General features: G+C 45.8%; 17 protein-coding genes. 8 read left to right on the top strand and 9 right to left on the bottom strand.

What is annotated here, in order from left to right; translation table 11 throughout:
- Positions 1 to 214 precede the first annotated feature (214 nt).
- Positions 215 to 799 carry a DUF6621 family protein gene (locus H9626_RS04260; protein WP_191709667.1) on the top strand — a complete coding sequence of 195 codons (585 nt, stop codon included), beginning with the start codon at positions 215 to 217 and terminating at the stop codon, positions 797 to 799.
- A gap of 179 nt (positions 800 to 978) precedes the next feature.
- On the opposite strand, the gene H9626_RS04255 is transcribed toward H9626_RS04260, so the two are convergent.
- Both H9626_RS04255 and H9626_RS04250 read right to left on the bottom strand, forming a co-directional pair.
- Positions 979 to 2,055, bottom strand: a complete 1,077-nt coding sequence (locus tag H9626_RS04255; RefSeq protein WP_191709666.1) for a YeiH family protein — start codon at positions 2,053 to 2,055, stop codon at positions 979 to 981.
- A gap of 109 nt (positions 2,056 to 2,164) precedes the next feature.
- Complete coding sequence (locus H9626_RS04250; RefSeq protein WP_178257373.1) at positions 2,165 to 3,649, bottom strand: potassium/proton antiporter; 1,485 nt, start codon at positions 3,647 to 3,649, stop codon at positions 2,165 to 2,167.
- A gap of 213 nt (positions 3,650 to 3,862) precedes the next feature.
- Between H9626_RS04250 and H9626_RS04245 the strand changes: the two genes are divergently transcribed.
- From H9626_RS04245 to truA, 3 genes are read left to right on the top strand one after another with little or no spacing between them, the layout of a single operon-like run.
- Positions 3,863 to 4,759, top strand: coding sequence for an AraC family transcriptional regulator (locus H9626_RS04245; RefSeq protein ID WP_178256676.1), 897 nt, complete (start codon positions 3,863 to 3,865; stop codon positions 4,757 to 4,759).
- 49 nt (positions 4,760 to 4,808) lie between these two features.
- Positions 4,809 to 5,477: a DUF5715 family protein gene (locus tag H9626_RS04240; protein ID WP_178256675.1), complete on the top strand. Its 669-nt coding sequence runs from the start codon at positions 4,809 to 4,811 to the stop codon at positions 5,475 to 5,477.
- Between the two features lie 15 nt (positions 5,478 to 5,492).
- Positions 5,493 to 6,245, top strand: a complete 753-nt coding sequence (gene truA, locus H9626_RS04235; RefSeq protein WP_191709665.1) for a tRNA pseudouridine(38-40) synthase TruA — start codon at positions 5,493 to 5,495, stop codon at positions 6,243 to 6,245.
- A 12-nt stretch (positions 6,246 to 6,257) separates the two neighbouring features.
- On the opposite strand, the gene H9626_RS04230 is transcribed toward truA, so the two are convergent.
- The 7 genes from H9626_RS04230 to H9626_RS04200 all read right to left on the bottom strand — a co-directional run bounded on the left by H9626_RS04230 (position 6,258) and on the right by H9626_RS04200 (position 13,530).
- Complete coding sequence (locus tag H9626_RS04230) at positions 6,258 to 7,157, bottom strand: helix-turn-helix domain-containing protein (protein ID WP_178256673.1); 900 nt, start codon at positions 7,155 to 7,157, stop codon at positions 6,258 to 6,260.
- Between the two features lie 246 nt (positions 7,158 to 7,403).
- On the bottom strand, positions 7,404 to 8,171 hold the full coding sequence (locus tag H9626_RS04225; protein WP_191709664.1) for a TIGR03915 family putative DNA repair protein: 768 nt from the start codon (positions 8,169 to 8,171) through the stop codon (positions 7,404 to 7,406).
- Complete coding sequence (locus H9626_RS04220; protein WP_178256671.1) at positions 8,168 to 9,007, bottom strand: alpha/beta hydrolase; 840 nt, start codon at positions 9,005 to 9,007, stop codon at positions 8,168 to 8,170. Before H9626_RS04220 ends, H9626_RS04225 begins: the two co-directional genes overlap by 4 nt.
- Before the next feature lie 77 nt (positions 9,008 to 9,084).
- Positions 9,085 to 10,689 (bottom strand): MFS transporter, encoded by a 1,605-nt coding sequence (locus H9626_RS04215; protein WP_178256670.1) that lies wholly within the window; start codon positions 10,687 to 10,689, stop codon positions 9,085 to 9,087.
- Positions 10,686 to 11,750, bottom strand: a complete 1,065-nt coding sequence (locus H9626_RS04210; protein WP_178256669.1) for an HlyD family secretion protein — start codon at positions 11,748 to 11,750, stop codon at positions 10,686 to 10,688. Before H9626_RS04210 ends, H9626_RS04215 begins: the two co-directional genes overlap by 4 nt.
- A gap of 30 nt (positions 11,751 to 11,780) precedes the next feature.
- Entirely contained in the window at positions 11,781 to 13,109 is a 1,329-nt protein-coding gene (locus H9626_RS04205; protein ID WP_191709663.1) for a TolC family protein, read from the bottom strand.
- Positions 13,090 to 13,530 carry a MarR family winged helix-turn-helix transcriptional regulator gene (locus H9626_RS04200; RefSeq protein ID WP_178256667.1) on the bottom strand — a complete coding sequence of 147 codons (441 nt, stop codon included), beginning with the start codon at positions 13,528 to 13,530 and terminating at the stop codon, positions 13,090 to 13,092. Before H9626_RS04200 ends, H9626_RS04205 begins: the two co-directional genes overlap by 20 nt.
- Positions 13,531 to 14,146: 616 nt before the next feature.
- Here H9626_RS04200 and H9626_RS04195 point away from each other — a divergent pair.
- Genes H9626_RS04195 through H9626_RS04180 form a run of 4 tightly spaced genes read left to right on the top strand, consistent with a single transcriptional unit; the run spans position 14,147 to position 21,189 of the window.
- Positions 14,147 to 17,194 carry a SusC/RagA family TonB-linked outer membrane protein gene (locus H9626_RS04195; RefSeq protein WP_191709662.1) on the top strand — a complete coding sequence of 1,016 codons (3,048 nt, stop codon included), beginning with the start codon at positions 14,147 to 14,149 and terminating at the stop codon, positions 17,192 to 17,194.
- A gap of 21 nt (positions 17,195 to 17,215) precedes the next feature.
- Complete coding sequence (locus H9626_RS04190; RefSeq protein WP_191709661.1) at positions 17,216 to 18,859, top strand: SusD/RagB family nutrient-binding outer membrane lipoprotein; 1,644 nt, start codon at positions 17,216 to 17,218, stop codon at positions 18,857 to 18,859.
- Between the two features lie 33 nt (positions 18,860 to 18,892).
- Complete coding sequence (locus tag H9626_RS04185) at positions 18,893 to 19,987, top strand: endo-beta-N-acetylglucosaminidase (protein WP_191709660.1); 1,095 nt, start codon at positions 18,893 to 18,895, stop codon at positions 19,985 to 19,987.
- A 17-nt stretch (positions 19,988 to 20,004) separates the two neighbouring features.
- The gene (locus tag H9626_RS04180; protein WP_191709659.1) at positions 20,005 to 21,189 is read left to right on the top strand and encodes a DUF1735 and LamG domain-containing protein; all 1,185 of its coding nucleotides are present in this window, start codon (positions 20,005 to 20,007) and stop codon (positions 21,187 to 21,189) included.
- Positions 21,190 to 21,329 lie beyond the last annotated feature (140 nt).

Here is a 21,329-nt window from a genome sequence, read left to right as displayed (position 1 = left end):
GTTATTTCTGTTCCTTTTTCCCTATCCGGGTTAATCGGAACGCCAACTAAACCCCAAAATCTTTGCCAACCTCCAAAAAACGTTCTGAATCTGTATAAATGTCAGATAATCATGTTCTTAAACTGAAATATTGTCGCATTTCCTAACAAAATGTCAGCATTTGTGTATTTCGGGGAAAAGCTGTACCTTTATCCCTCAAATAAAATAAGGACGAATGGAACAGAAAATCAAATTTGCTCCCACGGTGTTGCTGGTCGATGCCGTTTACCTTGACCGGGTGGGGCGCGACATGGTGGCGCATTTCGCACCGATAGTCAACCGAGAGTTGCCGAAAGCCGATTTAGCGGTGTTGTTAGAATGTCTGGCGCTGGACGCCGGTGTACAGCCGGGCGAATCGGAGATACAAGTCATCTTTATATATCAAGCCGGAAAAACGAAAATGGAGTTTTGTAAGCCGTCCGGTTTAGAGACAGAACTTCATAACGTGGGCTTTAAAAGTGCGGTGGGAGAGTTTTCGCTCTACGCATTCCAGCCGTCGGGCATGGCAAAACGCGAAGATTTGTTCAGCGAATCACTTCAGTTGGCAGGCGAGTCGAAAGAAGTAAAGCGCATCATCTTCGTGCCCGATGAAGAAGATTACGCTCCGGCGTTAGAAGAAGTCATCAGTGAGATAAAGGGAAAAGAAAGCATCACAAGGTTTGGCATGAATCCACCGGATTATGAGCACGATTATGGCTTTGAACTATTAGGATTCGGCATACTTCAAGCACTGGGAATCCGTTCCGAAGAGCTGGGGTAGACGCATTCCATAGCGCAGGGTAACGCTTCCCATAGCGTAAGTCAACGCATCCCATAGCGCAGGATAACGCTTCCCATAGCGTAAATCACCCCATCCCATTGGGATATATAAAAAGAACATGCTCGTGAATTTGCAAATCCATGGGCATGTTCTTTTATGTTCAAACCGATGTTTTCCGGTTATACTAAAGCCGGTACAAGATATTTGGTAAGCAAGTAACCTCCTACTACCAACCAGACGTAAAGCAAGAATGCCAACACAAACGGTTTTGCACCTGCCTGCTTGAATTTCTCGATGCTCGTATCCGTTCCCAACGCTGTCATTGCCATCGTCAGCATGAATGTGTCGATGTATTCGATAGCCCCGTTCAGCGGAATATCCTTAACACTCTCTACTCCTAACAGATACTGTAAGAGCGAGTTGAGGCAAATGATGCCGATAAATCCGAAGGCAAACCACGGAATGGTGATTTTGCTTTTTTCCGTTTTCCCTTCGGCATTCTTGGTCTTTCGTCCTGCAAGAGCAAAACTCATAATCACCAGTACCGGGGCAAGCATCATTACGCGAATCATCTTTGTGATGGTGGCAGTTCCGGCTATGCCCAAAGAGTCGGTAGGGTCCATCGCATTACCCGCACCCGCAACGTGAGCCACTTCGTGAAGCGTACTGCCCGTATAGATGGCAACTCCCGTATTGCCAAGTGCGTCAAGCAGTCCGGCGCGGTAAAGTATCGGGTAAAGAAACATCGAAATCGTACCGAAGATAACCACCGTAGATACGGCAATGGCGGTTTTATGTCCTTCACATTTTACCACCGGCTCGGCTCCTAATACGGCGGCTGCGCCACAAATGGAACTTCCCGTTGCCGTCATCAGCGAAGTATCCTTATCCATTTTCAACAGCTTGCCCAGCCATACACCGAGGAAAATCGTACCTGCCACAATGATGGTGTCGATAACCACTGCCGGAAGCCCTACCGCCGCCACCTGCGTCAGCGTAAGGCGGAAACCATAAAGCACGATACCCGTGCGCAGAATCTGTTTGGTACAGAACTTGATGCCCGGAACCCACGTTTCGGGCAGCTTGTTGCGCAAGCTGTTGGCATATAGCATTCCTAAGATGATACCCACAATCAGCGGACTGAAAGAGAGGCTTTTTACAAACGGAATCTCGGCGATATAGAAAGCCGCGAATGAAAATAAGGCAATCAAAAGAATGCCATGTAAGGTGTTAGCTCTGTTTCCTTTTTCAAACATGTCTTTAGATTTTTAAGTTTTAAGTCTTTTTAGTTTTTTGAGCAGTAAGCGGTTGCAAAGGTACGAAAAACTATTGTAATCCGTACCTGTATCGGCTTTCTTTGTCGGTTTACGCCTGCGGGTTGGCAGGAGGAGGAGCAGGAGTCTCCACCGCATTCTCTGCAATCAGCAACAGGATGTCGCCCTCTTTCAGTTCAACATTACCGTTCGGAACGATGTAATCTTCTCCACGTTTTATCATCATTACCAATACTCCTTTCGGAAAAGGGATGTCGCGAATATGCTTTCCGTGCGACAGAAGCTGATGCGTGCAGTACACCTCGTGAAGCTGGCTGCCCACCGTTTCAGGGATTTCGATGCCAAAGTTTTCCTCCGTATCGGGTACGGGCGTCGACAAGCCTAATTTCTTGGCAACCCATGAAAGCGACATGCCCTGAACAAGCAGTGAAAGCAGCGTAACGAAGAATACGATGTTGAATATCTGGTCGGCACCGTTTACCTGCTCCACCGCCGGGTAAGTGGCAAAGATAATCGGGGCGGCGCCACGCAATCCGACCCATGAGATGAAAGCCTTCGACTTATGGCTGATTTTATTGCCGAACGGCAGCAGGCTGAGCCACACACTGACCGGGCGTGCTATCAGATTCATGAACAGGCTTACGAGTATGGCTGTTATGGTTACGCCCAACATTTCGTGCGGATTAACCAGCAATCCTAAAATAAGGAACATGATGACCTGAAGCAGCCACGTCATGCCGTTTAAGAAGGTGCCGATTTCTTTTTTCTTGAATAAATTACTGTTCCCTATTACCATTCCGGCAATGTAAACCGCTAAATATCCGTTCCCTTTCAGCAAATACGCAATACAGTAAATAATGAATATGAAACTTAAAACCAGAATGGAGTATAACTCGCCGTTTTTAAGATTGATGCGGTTTACCACCCACACCGTCAGCTTGCCGAAGAAATACCCTCCGATGCCTCCTACGGCAAACTGGAGCAACAGTGAGCCGGCTATCTCCATGCCCGACAAATGTCCGGTTTGGATACACTGGATTAAGATGATGGTGAGCATGTATGCCATCGGGTCGTTACTTCCGCTTTCCAGTTCCAGCATGGGGCGAAGGTTGTTTTTCAAATTAATGCGCTGCGTACGCAGGGTGTTAAACACCGAAGCCGAGTCGGTAGACGACATGGTGGCGGCAAGCAGCAGCGAACCTAACAGGCTAAACCCGATTTCGGTGTGTTGCCATCCCGATATCCAATAGATAAATATCCCCGTAATAAGCGTGGTAAGCAACACCCCTACGGTAGACAGCATGACTCCCGGCATCAAGATGGGGCGGATGTCTTTCCATTTGGTTTCCATACCTCCGCTGAACAAGATGATACATAAAGCTATCGTTCCGATGTTTTGCGCCTCGGAAATGTTATGGAACTGGATGCCTAAACCGTCGCTTCCGAACAGCATTCCCGCCAAGAGGAACATCAACAAGGTAGGAATACCGAACCGGTATCCTGTTTTACTGATAAGAATGCTGCAAAAAATAAGAAACGAACCTACGAGTAAACCGATTTCTAACGTGATATTCATTGATGTATGTCTATATGATTTTCCGAATGCAAAGAAACTAAGATTTCTGGAAATATCAGCTTCTTTTTAAGAATAAAATGTTCTGTATTTCTTTACTTTATGAGTAATTAGGAAATATGGGATAGTTGCAACGAAATATGTATGATTGCTAATTTAAGGATATTCCGTTATTTTGCGGATGAAATGCTGTCTCAATGCAATGTAATATAGGTTATGGAAGAAAAAGGTATAATTGTTGGAGATCTTGAGAATACAGAATTGTTGGAAAAAGTGGCAACTTTTTACGATAATCGTTTTGCCATTATTGACAATGTACATAATATCGGGGAAAACACGGTGGCTAAGGTAGAGGTATTTGCCGTAACGCTTTGCTTGAAAGGGAGAGGCGCGCTCTACATAGACGACAGGGAGTATACGATCCATGCAAACGATATATTGATTTGCTTGCCTAACGTAATCCTTGAACACGGTATGATGAGTGTGGATTTCGATTGCTGCGGATTTATTCTGTCGCCGGAGTATATGACTCATATCGGAATGCTTATCGGGCATAACTGGAATATGAAAATGTTTCTTGAAAAATATCCGGTATTTTCGTTGAATGAAGAAGAGGTCAAAACATTCTTGCAGTATTTTGAGTTGTTGCGTTCGCGGCTTACGGGTACGCCATGCAAATACCATAAAGAATTGATGGAGGCTTTGTTGCAGGCGTTTATGTATGATTTCGGAAGCGCATTGGAACGTTTCGTCGAACCGGCTAATCTTTCTTATACATCGGGCGACAATCTGTTCCGTTCGTTCCTCGACCAACTATCTTCCTCTTACCCCAAGAAACGTTCGGTGGCTTATTATGCCGACCGCCTGCACGTAACAGCTAAATACCTTTCGGCTGTATGTAAAGACGTTAGTGGAAAAACAGCTTCGGATTGGATAAACCGTTACGTAATGAAAGATGTGGAATACCAGTTGAAGCGTACGCGGAAAAGCATAAAGGAAATAGCCAACGAACTTGATTTCCCCAGTTTGTCGTTTTTCGGGAAATATGTGAAACGTTATTTGGGCGTATCGCCGCGCGAATATAGGGATAAGCTCTTAAATGAGGTGATATAAAGAAAAAAGTATTAATTTTGTCGGCAAATCAAATAAAGACAATGCTAATATGAAGAGATTATTATATGGTTGCTTTGCTTGTATCTTGTTTGTCGGTATGTCGGTAACCGGCTGTGCAGAAAAAGATATGTCGATGAAAATGAATCAGCCCCGCAATATTCGTGGAGTGGTTAGTTACAAGCGTTCGTTTGGTGACGTAAATGCGGTACAACTGGCTACGGCTAAGAAAATAGGCATCCGTCCTATCAGCTCGCGCGAGGAAGCCGATGAGATGGTAGGCAGTCTGGTAAAGATAACCCCCTGCGAACGCTACGATATGGATTCGCTTACTCATTCTATTCCCTATCTGATTCCACAGGCAAGTGCGTTGCTTGATACCATTGGAGTGAACTTTCTGGATTCTTTGGAAAACAAGGGGCTTAATCCGAATAAAATAATTGTAACTTCTGTAACGCGGACAAAAGAAGATGTGAAACGCTTGCGACGTACGAACGGGAATGCATCGCTTAACTCTTGTCACTTCTACGGAACTACGTTCGATGTAAGCTGGAAACGTTTTAAAAAGGTGGAAGACCCGGACGGACGTCCGATGCAGGATGTTAGCGCCGATACGCTGAAGTTGGTGCTTTCAGAAGTGTTGCGCGATTTGCGCAAGGCAGACCGCTGTTACGTGAAGTATGAGTTGCGTCAGGGATGTTTCCATATTACGGCAAGATAAAACAGGGCAAGGGGTATGTTTCGGTATTTTATTTATTTGGGATACGACGGTACGAATTATCATGGCTGGCAGATTCAGCCTAACGGGGCGAGTGTGCAAGAAACATTGATGAAAGCCTTGTCTACATTCTTGCGCCGGCAGGTGGAAGTGGTAGGAGCGGGGCGTACCGACGCGGGGGTACATGCTCGGCTGATGGTGGCACACTTCGACTTTGAAACCCGTCTGGATGTTGAGGAAGTAACCGACAAACTGAACCGTTTGCTGCCTGCGGATATTGCCGTTTACCGCGTATGTGAGGTGAAACCTGACGCACACGCACGTTTCGATGCTACTTATCGTACTTATAAATATTACATTACCACGCGAAAAGACCCCTTTAACCGCATGTATGCGTGGAGGGTATTCCAGTCGTTGGATTTCGATAAGATGAATGAAGCGGCGCAAACCCTTTTCGATTATACTGATTTCACCAGCTTCAGCAAGCTGCATACCGATGTGAAAACCAATAATTGCCGAATCATGTATGCCCGTTGGGAACAGGAAGCGCCCGACGAATGGGTATTCACGATTCGTGCCGACCGTTTTTTAAGAAACATGGTGCGTGCCGTAGTCGGTACGCTGGTCGAAGTGGGACGAGGGAAACTTACTGTCGATGGCTTTCGCAGGGTTATCGAAGAGAAAAACCGTTGCAGTGCGGGGACTTCCGTACCGGGACATGCCCTTTTTCTGGTCGATATCGGTTATCCCGACACACTGTTCGAGGTTTAAGCCTTTATTCTTTCATACGGGGAGTTTCCTATACTCGGTAGGAGTATATCCCACGTTCTTTTTGAAAAGCCGGTTGAAATGCTGCGAATATTGGAAGCCCAGTTCATAGGCTATTTCGCTGACTGTTTTCTTTGTTGCGATGAGTTGCTCTTTGGCGGCATCTATTATTTTATTCTGTATGTATTCTTGTGCCGTTTTGCCGGTTTCCTTCTTTATCAGGTCTCCAAAGTAATTCGGAGAAAGATATACTTGGTCGGCAAAATATTTCACCGTAGGCAGTCCTTCCGTTTGAGGCTTCCCGCTTTGGAAATAAGAGTCGAGCAACGTTTCAAACCGGGTAAGTATATCTTTGTTGGCTTCTGCGCGAGTGATAAACTGACGGTTGTAAAAGCGCATACAGTAGTCTAACAGTAATTGGATATTTCGGGCTATCAGCCGTTTGCTGAGCCTGTCTATGGGATGTATCAGTTCCATTTGCGTCTTCTTCAGGCAGTCTAAAAAGATTTCTTTCTCTTCTTCCGACAAATGCAACGCCTCGTTCGAATTGTACGAGAAAAATGAGTACGATTTGATTTCCTGTCCCAGCGATGTCCCCTTTATCAAGTCCGGATGAAACAAAACGCCCAAAGCCGAAGGTTTTACGCCTTCGGGCATGTCGGTTTCTACCACCTGCCCGGGTGCGAAACTGGTGATTGTACCTTCACTGTAATCATATATCTGTCTTCCGTAGCGTATGTCTCCACACTTGGTTTGCTTCAAAAAGAGTGCATATATACCGTAATTAACCGTGAAGTGGGTTGGAAATTTGGTAGCATTATTCAGATCGACCACGCTTACCAGCGGATGAAAAGTTTCAAGCCCGAATAGGTTATTGTATTTTTCTATCGTGTCCAGTTGAATTAAATTGTCCATAGTAGCCAGTGATTAAGTATGAAGCAAAAATAATGATTTTATTTGTTTTCTGATTCATGTGGACCTGAAAATCTGTAAATTAGTTACAACCTTCAGCAAGATATATACATTCTTTTCCCGTCACGGTAAAGGCGCGTAAAACGGTATGGGTAGCGTTACTTATCTTATGCGGTAGCGTTAACCGGTTCTTCCCATAGCGTAAAGTGGTTTTTCGAGTAGCGTTTTTGGGGCGAAAGAACAGGCTCTTTAGAGCTTTTCTGTGAGGTATTTCCAATAACGGACGGGCAGGTCTTTTTTATGCTTGCGCGGATTGATACGCTCTTTGATGCAGATGGATTTGAAATAGTTTTTCCACATTGATTGTATTAACCGTTCGTCTTGCGCCAAGAGGTCGTCGTCAAGTATGCCTGTTATCAGATGCGCCTGCCGAGGTTCGGTAAAGGTGATTTCGTTTACCATCTCTCCGTCGTAGTAATAACCGTATTGTCGCCTGCTGTCGTAAATCAGCCAACGCTGGTCGGTAAAGCGGTCGCGGAAATGCTCAATGGTGAGCGGAATAACGTTGTAGATGGGTGCCATTATGCCGAAATAGATGCCTTCGGCAGTCTTTTGGAAACGCATGAACTGAAGGACACGGTAACGTTCGCCGCTTACCTTTTTGCTGAGCTGAAACAAAGTCAGCACGTCGGTATCTGCAAAATTTGTTTCCGAAAAACCGGGCGATTCGAATACCTTTCTCATGTAGCGGAACATCAGCATCGGGGCTTCGGGCAGTTCCGACAGCCAGCATTGTGAAAAACAGCTCAGCCCGCCGGCGGAGAGTTTCTTTTGCAGCCCCTTCCATACACGTTCAGCCTTTTCAGTGTCGGTGGTTACGGTATACGATTCATCGTAAAACAGCGGAAGCGGTTCGCCGTCGGTAAGTAGCATGTCGGGGAACCGCTTACGGAAATAAGCGTCGAAAAGGGCGGTAAGAAGCCCCTCGAACGTATGGTCGTATAGGAAGATTGTCATTTCACCGGGGTATCGCGGTATCCGTTAAAGAACTTTTTGAAAAACAGCCATTGGTAATCCATCGAGTTGTTCCAGTATGCCTCATTGTGTACTCCCGGACGGCTGATGAAGTCGTGGTGGATTCCGCGTTCCGCCAGTGCTTGGTGGAATTTCAGATTCACATCGTAAAAGAAATCCTCCGTACCGCAGTCGATAATCATGGCAAGGTCGCCGTCTTTCAGTCTGTCCAGCTGGTTGATGGCTGTATGTGCGTCCCAGCGTCCCTGATTGGCAGCTTCTTCTCCTAATTGCTTTTTCATGTCCCAATTATCCGGAAACGGGCGGATGTCTACTCCTCCGCTCATGCTTCCGCCTGCTCCGAAGATGTCTTTATGACGGATGGATAGCCACATGCCTCCGTGTCCGCCCATGCTGAACCCCGTAATCGCCCTTGCGCGGCGGTCGGCTACAGTAGGGTAATGGCTGTCGATGTAATTTACCAGTTCTGAAGAAACAAACGTTTCAAACTGGCTGCCTGTTTGCAGCGGGCTGTCCCAGTACCAACTGTTTTCTCCGTACGGACAAACAACGATGATGCCGTCGGCATCTGCCATTTGGGGAAGTTCGGGCTTCAGTTTTAACCACGAGCGGGCATTTCCGCCATACCCGTGAAGCAAATACACAGTGGGGCAGGGTGCCGACGCCTTGCATTGGTCGGGGACGATGACCAACACTTCGATGTTTTTTTTCATTTTCGGACTTTCTACCGACAGCGTGTCGATGCGTGCTGCCTTTGCTGCTGAAACAGTAAGCAACAGCAATCCGAGGCAGAATAAAGTGAGGCATTTGCGAGTCATATCAATAAGTTTTGAGTTTACTGCTTACAAAGGAATGAAAAAAACAAGAAACAGCAAACTCAAAACACCAAAAACTCTTAAACCATATCGTCGCCCGCTTTCGTATATTTCACACGAATGGTCTTATGGAAAGGGATGAAGCGCGAAACGATGGCTATGACGAGCGTTATCACAAACAGGTAGCCCAATATCTCTTTCAGCGACAGCAATAAACTTTGCTCCTGAAGAGTGCCGTATAAAGAATTAGTAGCCATGCGTACAGCCTCATCGTATCCATGCCCTTGCGCCAGATAAGTGTTTAGCGACTGGTCGTAACGAGCGGCGGCAATGGGGTCTGCCATGGTTACCGTCTCGGACAGCGAATGCAGGTATTTCTGTTCCAGCCGGTATAAGACGTTGCTGTAAAACGCGGTAGCCATGATGGGTGCTAATGCCGACCGCGTAAGTATCAGGAAAAAGGCATTTGCCAACAAGTATTTCGGGTTTAAATCTTCTACGGCAAACAGTGCGAATGCGATAATCAGCACAAGCATCCCCAACCCTCTGAAAAAGATAGGCAGATACAACATTTCGTAGGTGCTGTCCGGCGAAATGGTAAAATACAGCGAGCCGAAGAAGAACGCAAAACATGCCATGCCGCCTGCTATCAGAAAGCGGAAACGCCATCGTTGCCACCTGAACCACCAGAAACAAATAAAGGCTCCGAGGAAATATCCGGGAATCAGATAAATATAAAGTGAATACAAGTGGGTGGTATCTACCTTCAATATGGAATTGAGGTAATTGGTTATTAAAGTGGTGGATGTGCTGAAAAACATCACAAGCATCATGTAAAAATATCCTACGATGGCTTTAGGCTGATACAGCGGTGCCAGACTCACAAACGGTTTCTGGGAATGAGACTGCATCCAGATGAAATAAGTAATCAGCATCGGAGCGATGACGATGTAGGCACATATCTTCGGAGAAGCCATCCAGTCGAGCACCTTTCCGTAGTTAATGACATATATCAGCATCAGTATTCCGGCGGAGATGACAAACATTTCGCGCACATGGAGTTCGGAAACAGGTATTTTCTCCAAGCTGCGGTTATGGCGGAAGCAGATGATGACACATAAAATGGCTATCGCGATAAGAAGCATCATGAAATAATACATATACTTCCAGTTATAGTAATACGCCAGTTCGACGGTGACAAGCATCGACAACTGTCCGCCGCTGAATACGATAGGATAGAAGTAGGCATAAAACTCGCTACGTATGTTCCGCGGGCTGAATATCTTTTGGATGCGGCGGATAAGCCATAACATAAGAAATCCTTTTAGAAAGCCGATGGCAAAACTGCATACGATAACGATATCTATGTTTTCGGAATAAGCACATATCCAGCTGAGGAAAAACTGCAGGATGAGGTCGGTTAGCAGAATAAACTTAGACGAAAACGTATCGAGCACTTTCGGGACAATGGGATAAGCTATCGCCATGCCTGCCGAAGTAGCATAATATCCCATTGTAATGTCTTCGGTATATGTGCCCAACGTGTTGGATACTTCCAGCGAACTGCCCGTATACGAGCCGTTCAGCATCGTTACCGGCAGGAGGATGATAAAGAGAATGGCAATCCCCAGCCAGTCGGGGACCCATTGGCGGACAGGTACGTCCAGTGATTTCATCGTCATCATTGGCGTAAGGCTTCAGTTTCTACCATCATTCCGGCTCTTAGATGCGCCATGTCGTTGAGGCTCACATCCTCAAGGTCTATCCGTACAGGAATGCGTTGTTGTACTTTCACAAAGTTGCCTGCCGAGTTATCGGTCGGGACGAGTGAGTATTTCGAGCCGGTGGCTTCGGATATTGCCGTAACCCTGCCCTTGAATATCCGTCCCGGCAGCGCGTCGACCTTGATGCGTACTTCCTGTCCGATGAAGATGTTTCGGATTTGCGTTTCCTTGTAATTAGCCGTAACCCATTTGTCGGTATTGCGGACGAGGTAAGAAATGGTTTGCCCTGCCGATACGTATTGCCCCGGTTCCAGCGTGCGGCGTCCCATATAACCATCGTAAGGTGCGGTAAGTACGGTGTAAGAAAGATTCAGCCGGGCAAGGTCAAGGTCGGCTTCACGCTGCATGATGGCGGCTTCGGCACTGATGGTACGCTTGCTGGTTTCGGTGTATTGCGATTGTGCCGCCCGTTTTTGCTCAAGTAAAGCCTGATAACGGGCCTGTGCAGCTTCGTAGGCAGCTTTAGTCTGTTCAAACTGTTGCTGAGGAACCGATTCTTCTTTCAGCAACCGCTCAAAGCGGTGGTAATCTTGTTCCAACTGCCATAGTTGGGCTTTGGCTTCGGCAATGTTGGCATCTTGAACGGCTATGTTGGTGTGCGATGTCTCGATACCCGAATGAAGTACCGACTGTGACCCGTGGGCATCGAGCAGGGCAGCTTCCGCCTCTTTCACCCTTATCTGATATTCGCGGTTGTCAAGTATCAGCAAGGTGTCGCCTTGACGCACGTATTGGTGTTCTTTGAAACGCACTTCTTTGATATATCCCGAAACCCGGATGTTCAGTGGAGCTACATATTGGTCGATAAACGCATCGTTGGTTATTTCATAGTTGATGTATCGCCAGAAGTAGTTGACAGTCCACCACAAGCCTGAGCCTGCCAAAAGAATACATACGATGTTGAGAACAATGTTGCGCGTTCTTAATTTTCTTAGCTTTTTTTGTTTTTCCATCAATTCCATAGACGAGTTTTTTGCGTTTGTAAGTGCCGGCTAAATTCTTCCGCAGGCTTTTAATAATTGGTAATAGGTATAAATAACTCGTGTGCGTGCCGTTGTGAGTTGCAGTTCTACGTTAAGCCTTACCGAGTTGGCGTCGAGCAGGTCGGTCAGTATAGCCAGCTGGTTCATATAGCGGTTTTGCATGATTCGGTAATTCTCTTCTGCCTGACGTACCGACAGCTTCAACGCCTCGACTTGCAGCAACGCCTCTTTGTGTCGCAAGTAAGCAGTGCGTACCTCTATGCGTATGTTTTGTTGTTTTTGGCTTTCTTCGTTTTTGCGCAGAGAAACCTGCAGTTTGCTTTCTTTTATCCGATGATTTTCCTTGAATAGCGAAGACAGCGGATAAGAAACCGACAATCCCACGTTCCATGTATTGTTATACATGTCTGCCATTGTGCGCGACAGGGGACGTGCCAATGTATTCGAAGCATATAAAGAAACGACAGGCAAGTAGGCTGCTTTGTTTAAGCGTACGCCGTTTTCCGCCAGTTCGGTTTGCTTTTTCAGTAGCTTCATTGCCGGGTCGTTGGTATAGGCTTGTTCGATGTACTCATCGTAATCGCTTAACGCCACGGAGCGGTAAAGCAGGGTAGTGTCGGGCTTCAGTAATAGCGTTTCATCTTGCCCTAACAGGATGTTTAACTGCTGCGAAACCAATGCGATGCTGTTTTCGGTTTCTTGCAGCGACAGGCGGTCGTTCGTAAGTTGCATTTCGCTGCGTAATACGTCGTTGTTCGTAATCAGCCCCTCTTTTTTCATGCGCCGTATGTCGTGAAGGCGGATTTCCGATTCCTCGATGTTTCGTGACAGTACCTCGTGTTGCTTAAACAGGCTGAACAGGTTCATGTATTGGTTCAGCAGGCTGAGCTTGACCTCGGCTTCATCGCTTAACTGTTGCAGTTCCGCCACCTGTTTTTCCATGTCCGCTTGGCGGATGGAGTAACGGATACGTCCACCCTCGTAAAGCGGTTGCGTAAAGTCGATGGCATAATTTTGCGACCAATCAGGCGTTTCAGGATGCGTAGGGTCTGATAATCCGTGTTGAAACACAACCGGCTGTCCCACATATCCGCCTCGTAGCCCGATTTGCAAGTCCGGCAGCCGAGATGTGCGCGCCGTTTTCGTCCGTTCGTGCGCCATAGCCGTCTCCAGTGCGTCGGCCTGAAGTTGCAAATTATATTTCACACCCCTTTCAAACAACCGCTCTACCGGTAGAAACAGCGTGTCGGCATGTTCTGCCGCCCTTGTAGAGCCGATGGAAAGCGATGCTAAAAAAAGAATGACGGTAAGTGTTTTCTTATACATTTTCAAGCACATTATATACAGTTCTTAATTCAGACAACATGGTTTGGATGCTTTCCTTTCCTATAATATGTTCTGCTTTTTCGTACACTTGTCCGAGTATGGGACGAATGTCTTCTTTAAATTTTTCGCCTTTCGGCGTAAGAAAAACCAACTTGTTTCGTCGGTCGGTAGGGTCTTCTTTGCGGCATACGTACCCTTTTTTCTCCAGATTGTTCATTAAGTTGGTAAGACACGCTTTGTCTTTGGCTATCCGTTCTGATAAAACTTGTTGGGTAATACCTTGTTCATACCACAGGCTACATAATACTTGAAGCATTTCAAACGTTATCCCTGCATGGTTTTTTCTCAAAGTTCGTTGCATGGCACGCCGGAACGCCATGCGGGTACGGAATACTTCTAACATGAGTTCTCTAAACTCTTCTCCTTCTTCCATCCTATTTTGCGACCGTTTAGTTTTACGGCTGCAAAGGTATGACTTTTTTCTGAATTAGTCAAATGATTGACTATTCCTCTTGCCTTTATTTCAAGAAACAGCTTCTTTTATGATGAATATGAGCAGCGGAAAAGTCGCCGGTGATGTATCATAAGAAGAACAACATTGAGAAGATAGAGATTTTCTTGATGCTGTTTTTTTGTTTTTATTTTTATACAGAAATCTGTATTGCCTTATTTTCCCGCCCTGCTGTAAACGCTGTTTGTAACTTGTTGATTTTTAAGCGTAAAATTTCTTCCCATAGCGTTGGCTGTTTCTACCCGAAGAACACTTGGTTTCTATGGGTAGAGTTGAGGCGTTCATGCGGTAGAAAAAAACAGTGAACAATATCGGGGTTTTATTGTTATTAGAATTACATGATAAAAATCACATATATATACAGTTTAATTAACCTTGAATAACCTTAAACAGCTATGCAAAAAAGTACCCGTAAGGAAAGACCGTGCCTTCCGGATATGAAATCGAATCCATCTATTGTCAGCATATTTCATGCTGTTCTGAAATTGATCTTACACTAATAACCTATTTACTTAATACTAAAAAGATGTACAAATTTATGGAAAAAAATAGTGGGCGCACAGTTCATCAGTGGATACTTCTCACTTTTTTAAGTATATTATTTTTGCAAATCCAAGTTTTCGCCCAAACCGGTAATGAAATCACCGGAAAGATTACCGATAAAGACGGTGAACCCCTGATAGGAGTAAGCATCGTAGTGAAAGGGACTTCAGCCGGAACGATTACGGATGTAGACGGACGTTTCAAGATTGAAGCCGACAGAAACGATGTGTTGGCTGTTTCTTACATCGGTTATGCCACCCAAACGATTCAGTTGCTGAACGCCACGTTGCCCCTGAACATCGTGATGACCGAAGACTCGCAGAAGATAGACGAAGTGGTGGTTACGGCTTTGGGTATTAAGCGTTCTGAAAAGGCGTTGAGCTATAATGTTCAGAAGGTGGACAATGAAATGCTTACATCGGTGAAAGACGCCAACTTTGTCAACAGCCTGAACGGTAAAGTAGCCGGTGTGAACATCCAGCGCAGCGCTTCGGGCGTGGGCGGAGGTACACGTGTGACAATGCGCGGAAACAAGTCTATCAACGGCGATAACAACGTGCTGTATGTAATCGACGGTGTTCCCGTAGGAAACCAAGCCGATCGTGAGGGAGACGGAACAGGCTTCGGCAAGGGACGCACGTCGGGAGAAGGTATCGCCAATCTGAACCCGGAAGACATCGAAAGCGTGTCGGTACTTACCGGTCCGTCGGCAGCCGCCCTGTATGGTGCAAGTGCCGCAAACGGAGTTATCCTTATCAATACCAAGAAAGGTGCGGCGGGAAAAATGCGCATCGGAGTATCGTCATCCGTAGAATTTATGACGCCGATGATGCTGCCTAAGTTCCAGAACGAGTATGGCATTTCCGGCAATTACTATTCATGGGGCGATAAGTTGGAAAACCAGCCGTGTTATAATCCGAAAGATTTCTTCGAGCTGGGAACTACCTTTAACAATTCATTTAATCTTTCAACCGGAAATGATAAAAATCAGACTTATTTTTCTGTCGCAGCTGTTAATTCGGCCGGTATTGTACCCAATAATAAGTATCATCGTTACAATGTCACGCTGAGAAATACGGCTAAATTTCTGAACGATAAACTGACGCTGGATGCGTCTGTAAGCTATATCCGTGAGTATTATAACAACATGATTTCTTACGGAACATATTTCAACCCTATCGTTGGGGCATACTTGTATCCCCGCGGTGAGGAGTTCGGACGTGAAAAATACTTTGAGCGCTTTAACAGTGAGCTGGGCTATTCGGAACAGCAGTGGACTCCGGGCGATTTCGGTTTCGATATCCAAAACCCGTATTGGATTGCATATCGCAATATCCGCCCCGAGGTGAAAGACCGCTACATGTTATATGCATCGCTGAAGTATGATATTACCCGTTACTTGAATATCGTAGGACGTGTTCGTCTGGATAATACCTATACCGAGAAAGAAGACAAGCGTTATGCTTCGACGATTAACACATACGCCGGAGCAAACGGATTTTATGCTTACTCTAACGAGACGTACAAACAGAAATATGCCGATATTATGGTGAACTTCGACAAACAGTTTGCTGAAATCTACCATGCAACGGTCAATGTCGGAACATCGTTTGAGGAATACGATACCAAAGGACGGGGCTACGGCGGACAACTGCTTTTAGTTCCGAACAAGTTTGCGTACAGCAACATCGACCCCACCCAAAGCTACGCCAGCCAAACGGGAGGCGATAGCCGCAAAAGAAACTTCGCTCTGTTTGCTTCAGCCGAACTGTCATGGAAGTCAGCATTATACTTCACGCTGACGGGAAGAGCCGACAAGCCTTCGCAACTGGTAAACAGCGACGAACCGTGGATATTCTACCCGTCGGTAGGATTGTCTGTCCTCGTAACAGAATTGTTGCCCGACAAGGTTAGAGAAACATTGGCTCCTACTCTGGGCTTTTTGAAAGTAAGAACATCGTATACCGAGGTAGGTTCGCCTATCCTTTATACCGGACTTACTCCCGGAACGCTGACTCACGAGCTTCAAGGAGGTACGTTCAAACCCTTTAAGTATTATCCGGTATCGAATCTGAAGGCAGAGAGAACCCGTTCTTACGAAGTGGGTATCGACTCCAGATGGTTTAACAATGCGCTTACACTCGGATTTACATATTATCATTCGAACACGTATAACCAGTTGCTGAAAGCCACGCTGGGCAGCAGTTACGAATACATGTTCGTACAGGCAGGAAACGTTCAGAATAAAGGTATTGAACTGACGGTAGGATTCGACAAGACTTGGGGCGGATTCAATTATAATACAACGCTTACCGCCACTACTAATAAAAACAAAATTGTCCGGCTGGCACGCAATGTGCTGAATCCTGTAACCAATACGCAGATCGACCTGACCGACATACAGGTAGGACGATTCCGCTTGAGAGAAGGAGAAGAAATCGGTACGGTTTACGCCAATGAATGGCTGAAGCGCGATGAAGATAATTATGTAGATTATCAGCCCGGACAAGCCTTGACCACCGAAACTACCACTCCGTATAAGCTGGGCAGCGTAAACCCGAAATGGAATTTGGGCTGGCAAAACGGCTTCGGATATAAAGGCTTTAACCTGAACCTGCTGTTTACGGCGCGTATCGGCGGTATCGTAATATCGAAAACGCAGGCGGTGTTGGATAAATACGGCGTATCAGAGGCTTCGGCTAAAGTACGCAATGCCGGAGGTGTATCGCTCGGACATTTTCAGGTAGATCCTAAAGCATATTATGAAGCGGTGTCTAACTTGGATGCTTATTATACCTATTCTGCTACCAACGTTAGATTACAGGAAGCCCGATTGACTTATAATTTCCCAGACAAGTGGTTTAAGAACGTAGTGAATAACGTCAGTCTGTCTGTATACGGTACAAATCTGTGGATGATTTATAACAAAGCTCCTTACGACCCCGAGCTGACAGCTTCTACGGGAACTTTTGGTCAAGGATATGATTATTTCATGTTGCCCAGTCAGTCTGTTTATGGCTTGAGTTTGAAGTTTGGATTTTAAAATAAAATAAAGGAATTGAATATGAAAAAATATATAATTCTGCTTTTGACACTTTGTTCGATGTCAGCTTGCGATTACGAGACCGTTAACACGGATCCTTACGGTGTTTCTGATGAAGAATTAGGGCCTCTTAAATACGGTGCGCGTTTTATGAATATGCAGCAAAGAGTGATTCCTATCGGTTCGCCCAGCTTGACAACAGGACCGGGAAACGATTTGCAAAATACAGATTTGATTTCGTCGGGTAACTATATCGGTTATTTTGGAAATAATAATAACTGGGGATTTAACAACGAATCGAACTGGAACTTTACTGATAGCAGAATGAATTATGCCTATCAGAATTTCTATTCGTCAATCTTTTTGCCGTGGAACGAAATCTATGAGATAGCAAAAGATGCCGAATCTCCTTCTGAACAGGCTATCTTGGAGATGGCAAATATTGTAAGAAACGTGGCTTGGCTGCGTGCTACGGATGTATTTGGTCCTATCGCCTATACTTCTGCCGGCGATGGAAGCATTGCTCCGAAGTTCGACAGTCAGGAGGTGGTTTATAAAACCATGATGGCTGATTTGGCTAAGTCGGTCGAACTGCTGAATACCATTTCTTACAGAGTTATGTCGCAATATGATTTGATATACGACGGTAACGTACAGAACTGGGTGAAGCTGGCAAACTCTTTGATGCTGCGAATGGCAGTAAGAGTTCACTTCAAAGACGAGGCATTGGCACGCGAATATATTGCCAAAGCATTAGACCCCAAGAACGGCGGAGTGATTGAAGATATTGCAAGCGAAGCCAAAATCCAGACTTCCGCCAAGATGCCGTTGCTGAATTCGATGATGGCATCTGTGAACGATTACAATGAAACCCGAATGGGAGCCACCATCTGGGGATACCTGCGCGGATACAGAGACCCGCGGATAAGCGTATATTTTACGCAAGGTACGTATGGTTATGGCAGTTATATGCAGAAAGATTATTTTGCGGTAGCACCGGAAAATACGAACTCGAAGCAGGAAACTACTTGGTCGGAAAAGTTCGCTTCACGCCCTAACATTGATGCAAACTCACCGCTGTATTGGTTCAGAGCGTCTGAAACTTACTTCCTGAAGGCTGAGGCTGCCCTTTATAATCTGATGGAGGGAGACCCGCAAACGTTTTACGAACAGGGTGTGAGCATGTCTTTCCAAGAAAATGGAGTGAATGGCTTTACGGCAGATTATCTGGAGACTACCGATAAGCCGTTAGGGATTAGAACGATGGCTTACTGGTATGGCGACTATGGTCACGATTTAAGTATCGGCAACACTTCTCCCAAGTGGGACGATTATACGGGAAGCCTGCCGCAGAAGGACGAGCAGTTGCAGAAGATTATCACTCAGAAGTATCTGGCGCTTTATCCGAACGCGGTAGAGGCTTGGACTGAATACCGCCGTACCGGATTCCCTTACATCATGAAACCGATGGACGGGGCTGCTGCCGGACGTATCGGTGCATCGGTTGAAGATACCAGAGCGCCCGAACGTTTCCGGTTTGCTCCCACGGCTTATAATTCTAATCCTAACATGGCGGAAATCCCGAAACTGTTGGGAGGTGATGATATAGGAGCCACTAAAATGTGGTGGGTACGTTCAGACAGACCTAAACAGCCTAATCAGTAATCGTTTAATCCATTTTAAAGAAGCGTAAGTTATATGAAACTACTAAAATATTTATACATCGGAATAGCAGCATTATGCGTTACAAGCTGTTCTGATTGGACATCGGAAGAAAGAGAGATATTTGAAAATCAGGAAGGCTTGTACAAGCGGATTCCGTTGATTGAAGCTCAAAGTGAAGACGACTTGACACCGACCATGCGTGAACATTTCAAGCGGATACGCGAATACAGAAATACACCTCACGTAAGAGGCTTCGGGTGGTTCGGTAACTGGACGGGGAAAGGAAATAATGCCCAGAATTATCTGAAGATGTTGCCCGACAGTGTGGATTTCGTATCGCTTTGGGGAACCAGAGGTTCTTTGTCGGAAGAACAGAAAGCCGACCTGAAGTTCTTTCAGGAAGTAAAAGGCGGAAAAGCTCTCTTGTGCTGGATTATTCAGGATTTGGGAGACCAACTGACGCCCAAAGGCATGAACGCCACACAGTATTGGGTGGAAGAAAAAGGTAAAGGTGATTTTTTAGAAGGGGTGAAAGCCTATGCCAACGCTATTTGTGACAGCATTGAGAAATATAACCTCGATGGTTTCGACATCGACTACGAACCCGGGTACGGACATTCGGGAACGTTGGCAAATGGTTATTACATCAGTCCCGAAGGCAATAATAACATGCAGGTGTTCATTGAGACCTTGAGTAATCGCCTGCGCCCTGCCGGACGGTTGCTGGTAATGGACGGTCAGCCCGACTTGTTGTCTACCGAAACTTCCAAGTTGGTCGATTTCTATATCTATCAGGCATACTGGGAGTCAAGAACATCCTCGGTTATCCGGAAAATCAATAAACCCAATTTGGATGACTGGGAGCGCAAAACGATTATCACCGTAGAGTTTGAACAAGGTTGGAAAACCGGAGGCATACGGGGATATACGAGTGAACGCGAGGAGCTGAATAACATGGAAGGAACTCAGATTCTTGATTATGCAACGCTTGATTTGCCCAGCGGAAAACGAATAGGAGGTGTAGGTACTTATCACATGGAGTACGATTTTCCCAATGACCCGCCTTACAAATGGTTGAGAATGGCGTTGTATTACGGTAATCAGGTATATCCCAGTAATTTTGAGTAACATAAAAAATGGCTTATATGAAAAAGAATATTTGTTGGATGATTCTGTTGTTTCTGGCAAGCAGTTGCCAAAACGAATTATATAAAAATCCGTTGGATGAATTTCAAAGCGAACAAGGTGTTTATATAGCTACCAAAGGTATTTTGCAGAGCTTCGTGGAAGAAGATAAAGATACGAAGATTGACGGACTTCAAGTGGCTTTGGCGGTTCAGGATACCCGCGAGGTGAATGTTACGCTGGAAGCGGGGAGTGAGGAGCAACTGAAGGCATATAATGCGAAAAACGGAACGAACTATATTGTGCTTCCGAAAGAGATGTACGAAATATCTCAAAACGTAACCTTCATGCCCCGTTATGCTATGGTAGATGTGCCGATTACTTTGAAAAACGTAAAATTTTCAATGGAAGGTAATTACGCGCTGCCCGTCCGCATCACAGGTGGCGATGTGAATGTTATCAAGGGACAGGAAGAAACCTTGCTGGTACTTGAGCAGCGGGTAAATACGAAAGCGCTTCGCATCAGTACAGACGGTCGGGGTTCGGGTAGTGAAGATAATACCATGTTCCCAAGCGACTTCAAAGTTGACCAATGGACGATGGAGGTTATGGTAAACCGCTCAAGCTATAGAAGCAACAACCGGTCTATCTGCGGAACCAAGCTGGTTGCAAATGCCAGCACGCTGGACGAAATCTATGTACGTTTTGGTGACGTGACGATTAATCCGAACCAGTTGCAGATTAAAACCGGAAGTTCGCAGATAGATATTCCTGCCGATAAGTTCTCGGCTCAGCCTGATACATGGTATATGTTGGCTTTCGTTTACGACGGACAGAAAAACTCTGTTTACGTCAACGGGGCTTTGGTGGCTGAACGTGAAATACGGACAGGGCCTTACGGATTGATCGGTTTCTGGATTGGAGGCTCGAATGAGCTGATTCGCGAGGTTCGTTTCTGGAAAACGGCAAGAACACCGCAGGAGATTGCTTCGAACGTATGGAAGATGGTAAACCCCGACGATGAAAATCTGTTGCTTTACTATCCGCTGAACGGTAAAAAGAGAGACCGTGAAACCGGCGAGGTGGTAGAGGATGATACGAAACTGTGGGATTGGAGTAAGAGTGGGAAAGATTTGCCCAAACACTCTACTTACACTTTCGATGACAACGGAGGAAACGGGTTCATCTTCCCGCCGCAAGAGTAATTGCAAGTAAATGAATCGTTTGGAGCCTGTTTGGGTGGTCCGGCTTTAATGATTTTACATCGGGAAAAACGCTACCGTTAGCGTTGGTCGTTTCATGCGGTAGCGTTGCCCGTTTCTACCCATAGTGTTGATTCGTTCTT

The sequence above is a fragment of the Phocaeicola faecium genome (genome assembly GCF_014837055.1).
GTDB classification, from domain to species: Bacteria; Bacteroidota; Bacteroidia; order Bacteroidales; family Bacteroidaceae; genus Phocaeicola; species Phocaeicola gallinarum.
This window is presented reverse-complemented; position numbering and strand designations above follow the sequence as displayed.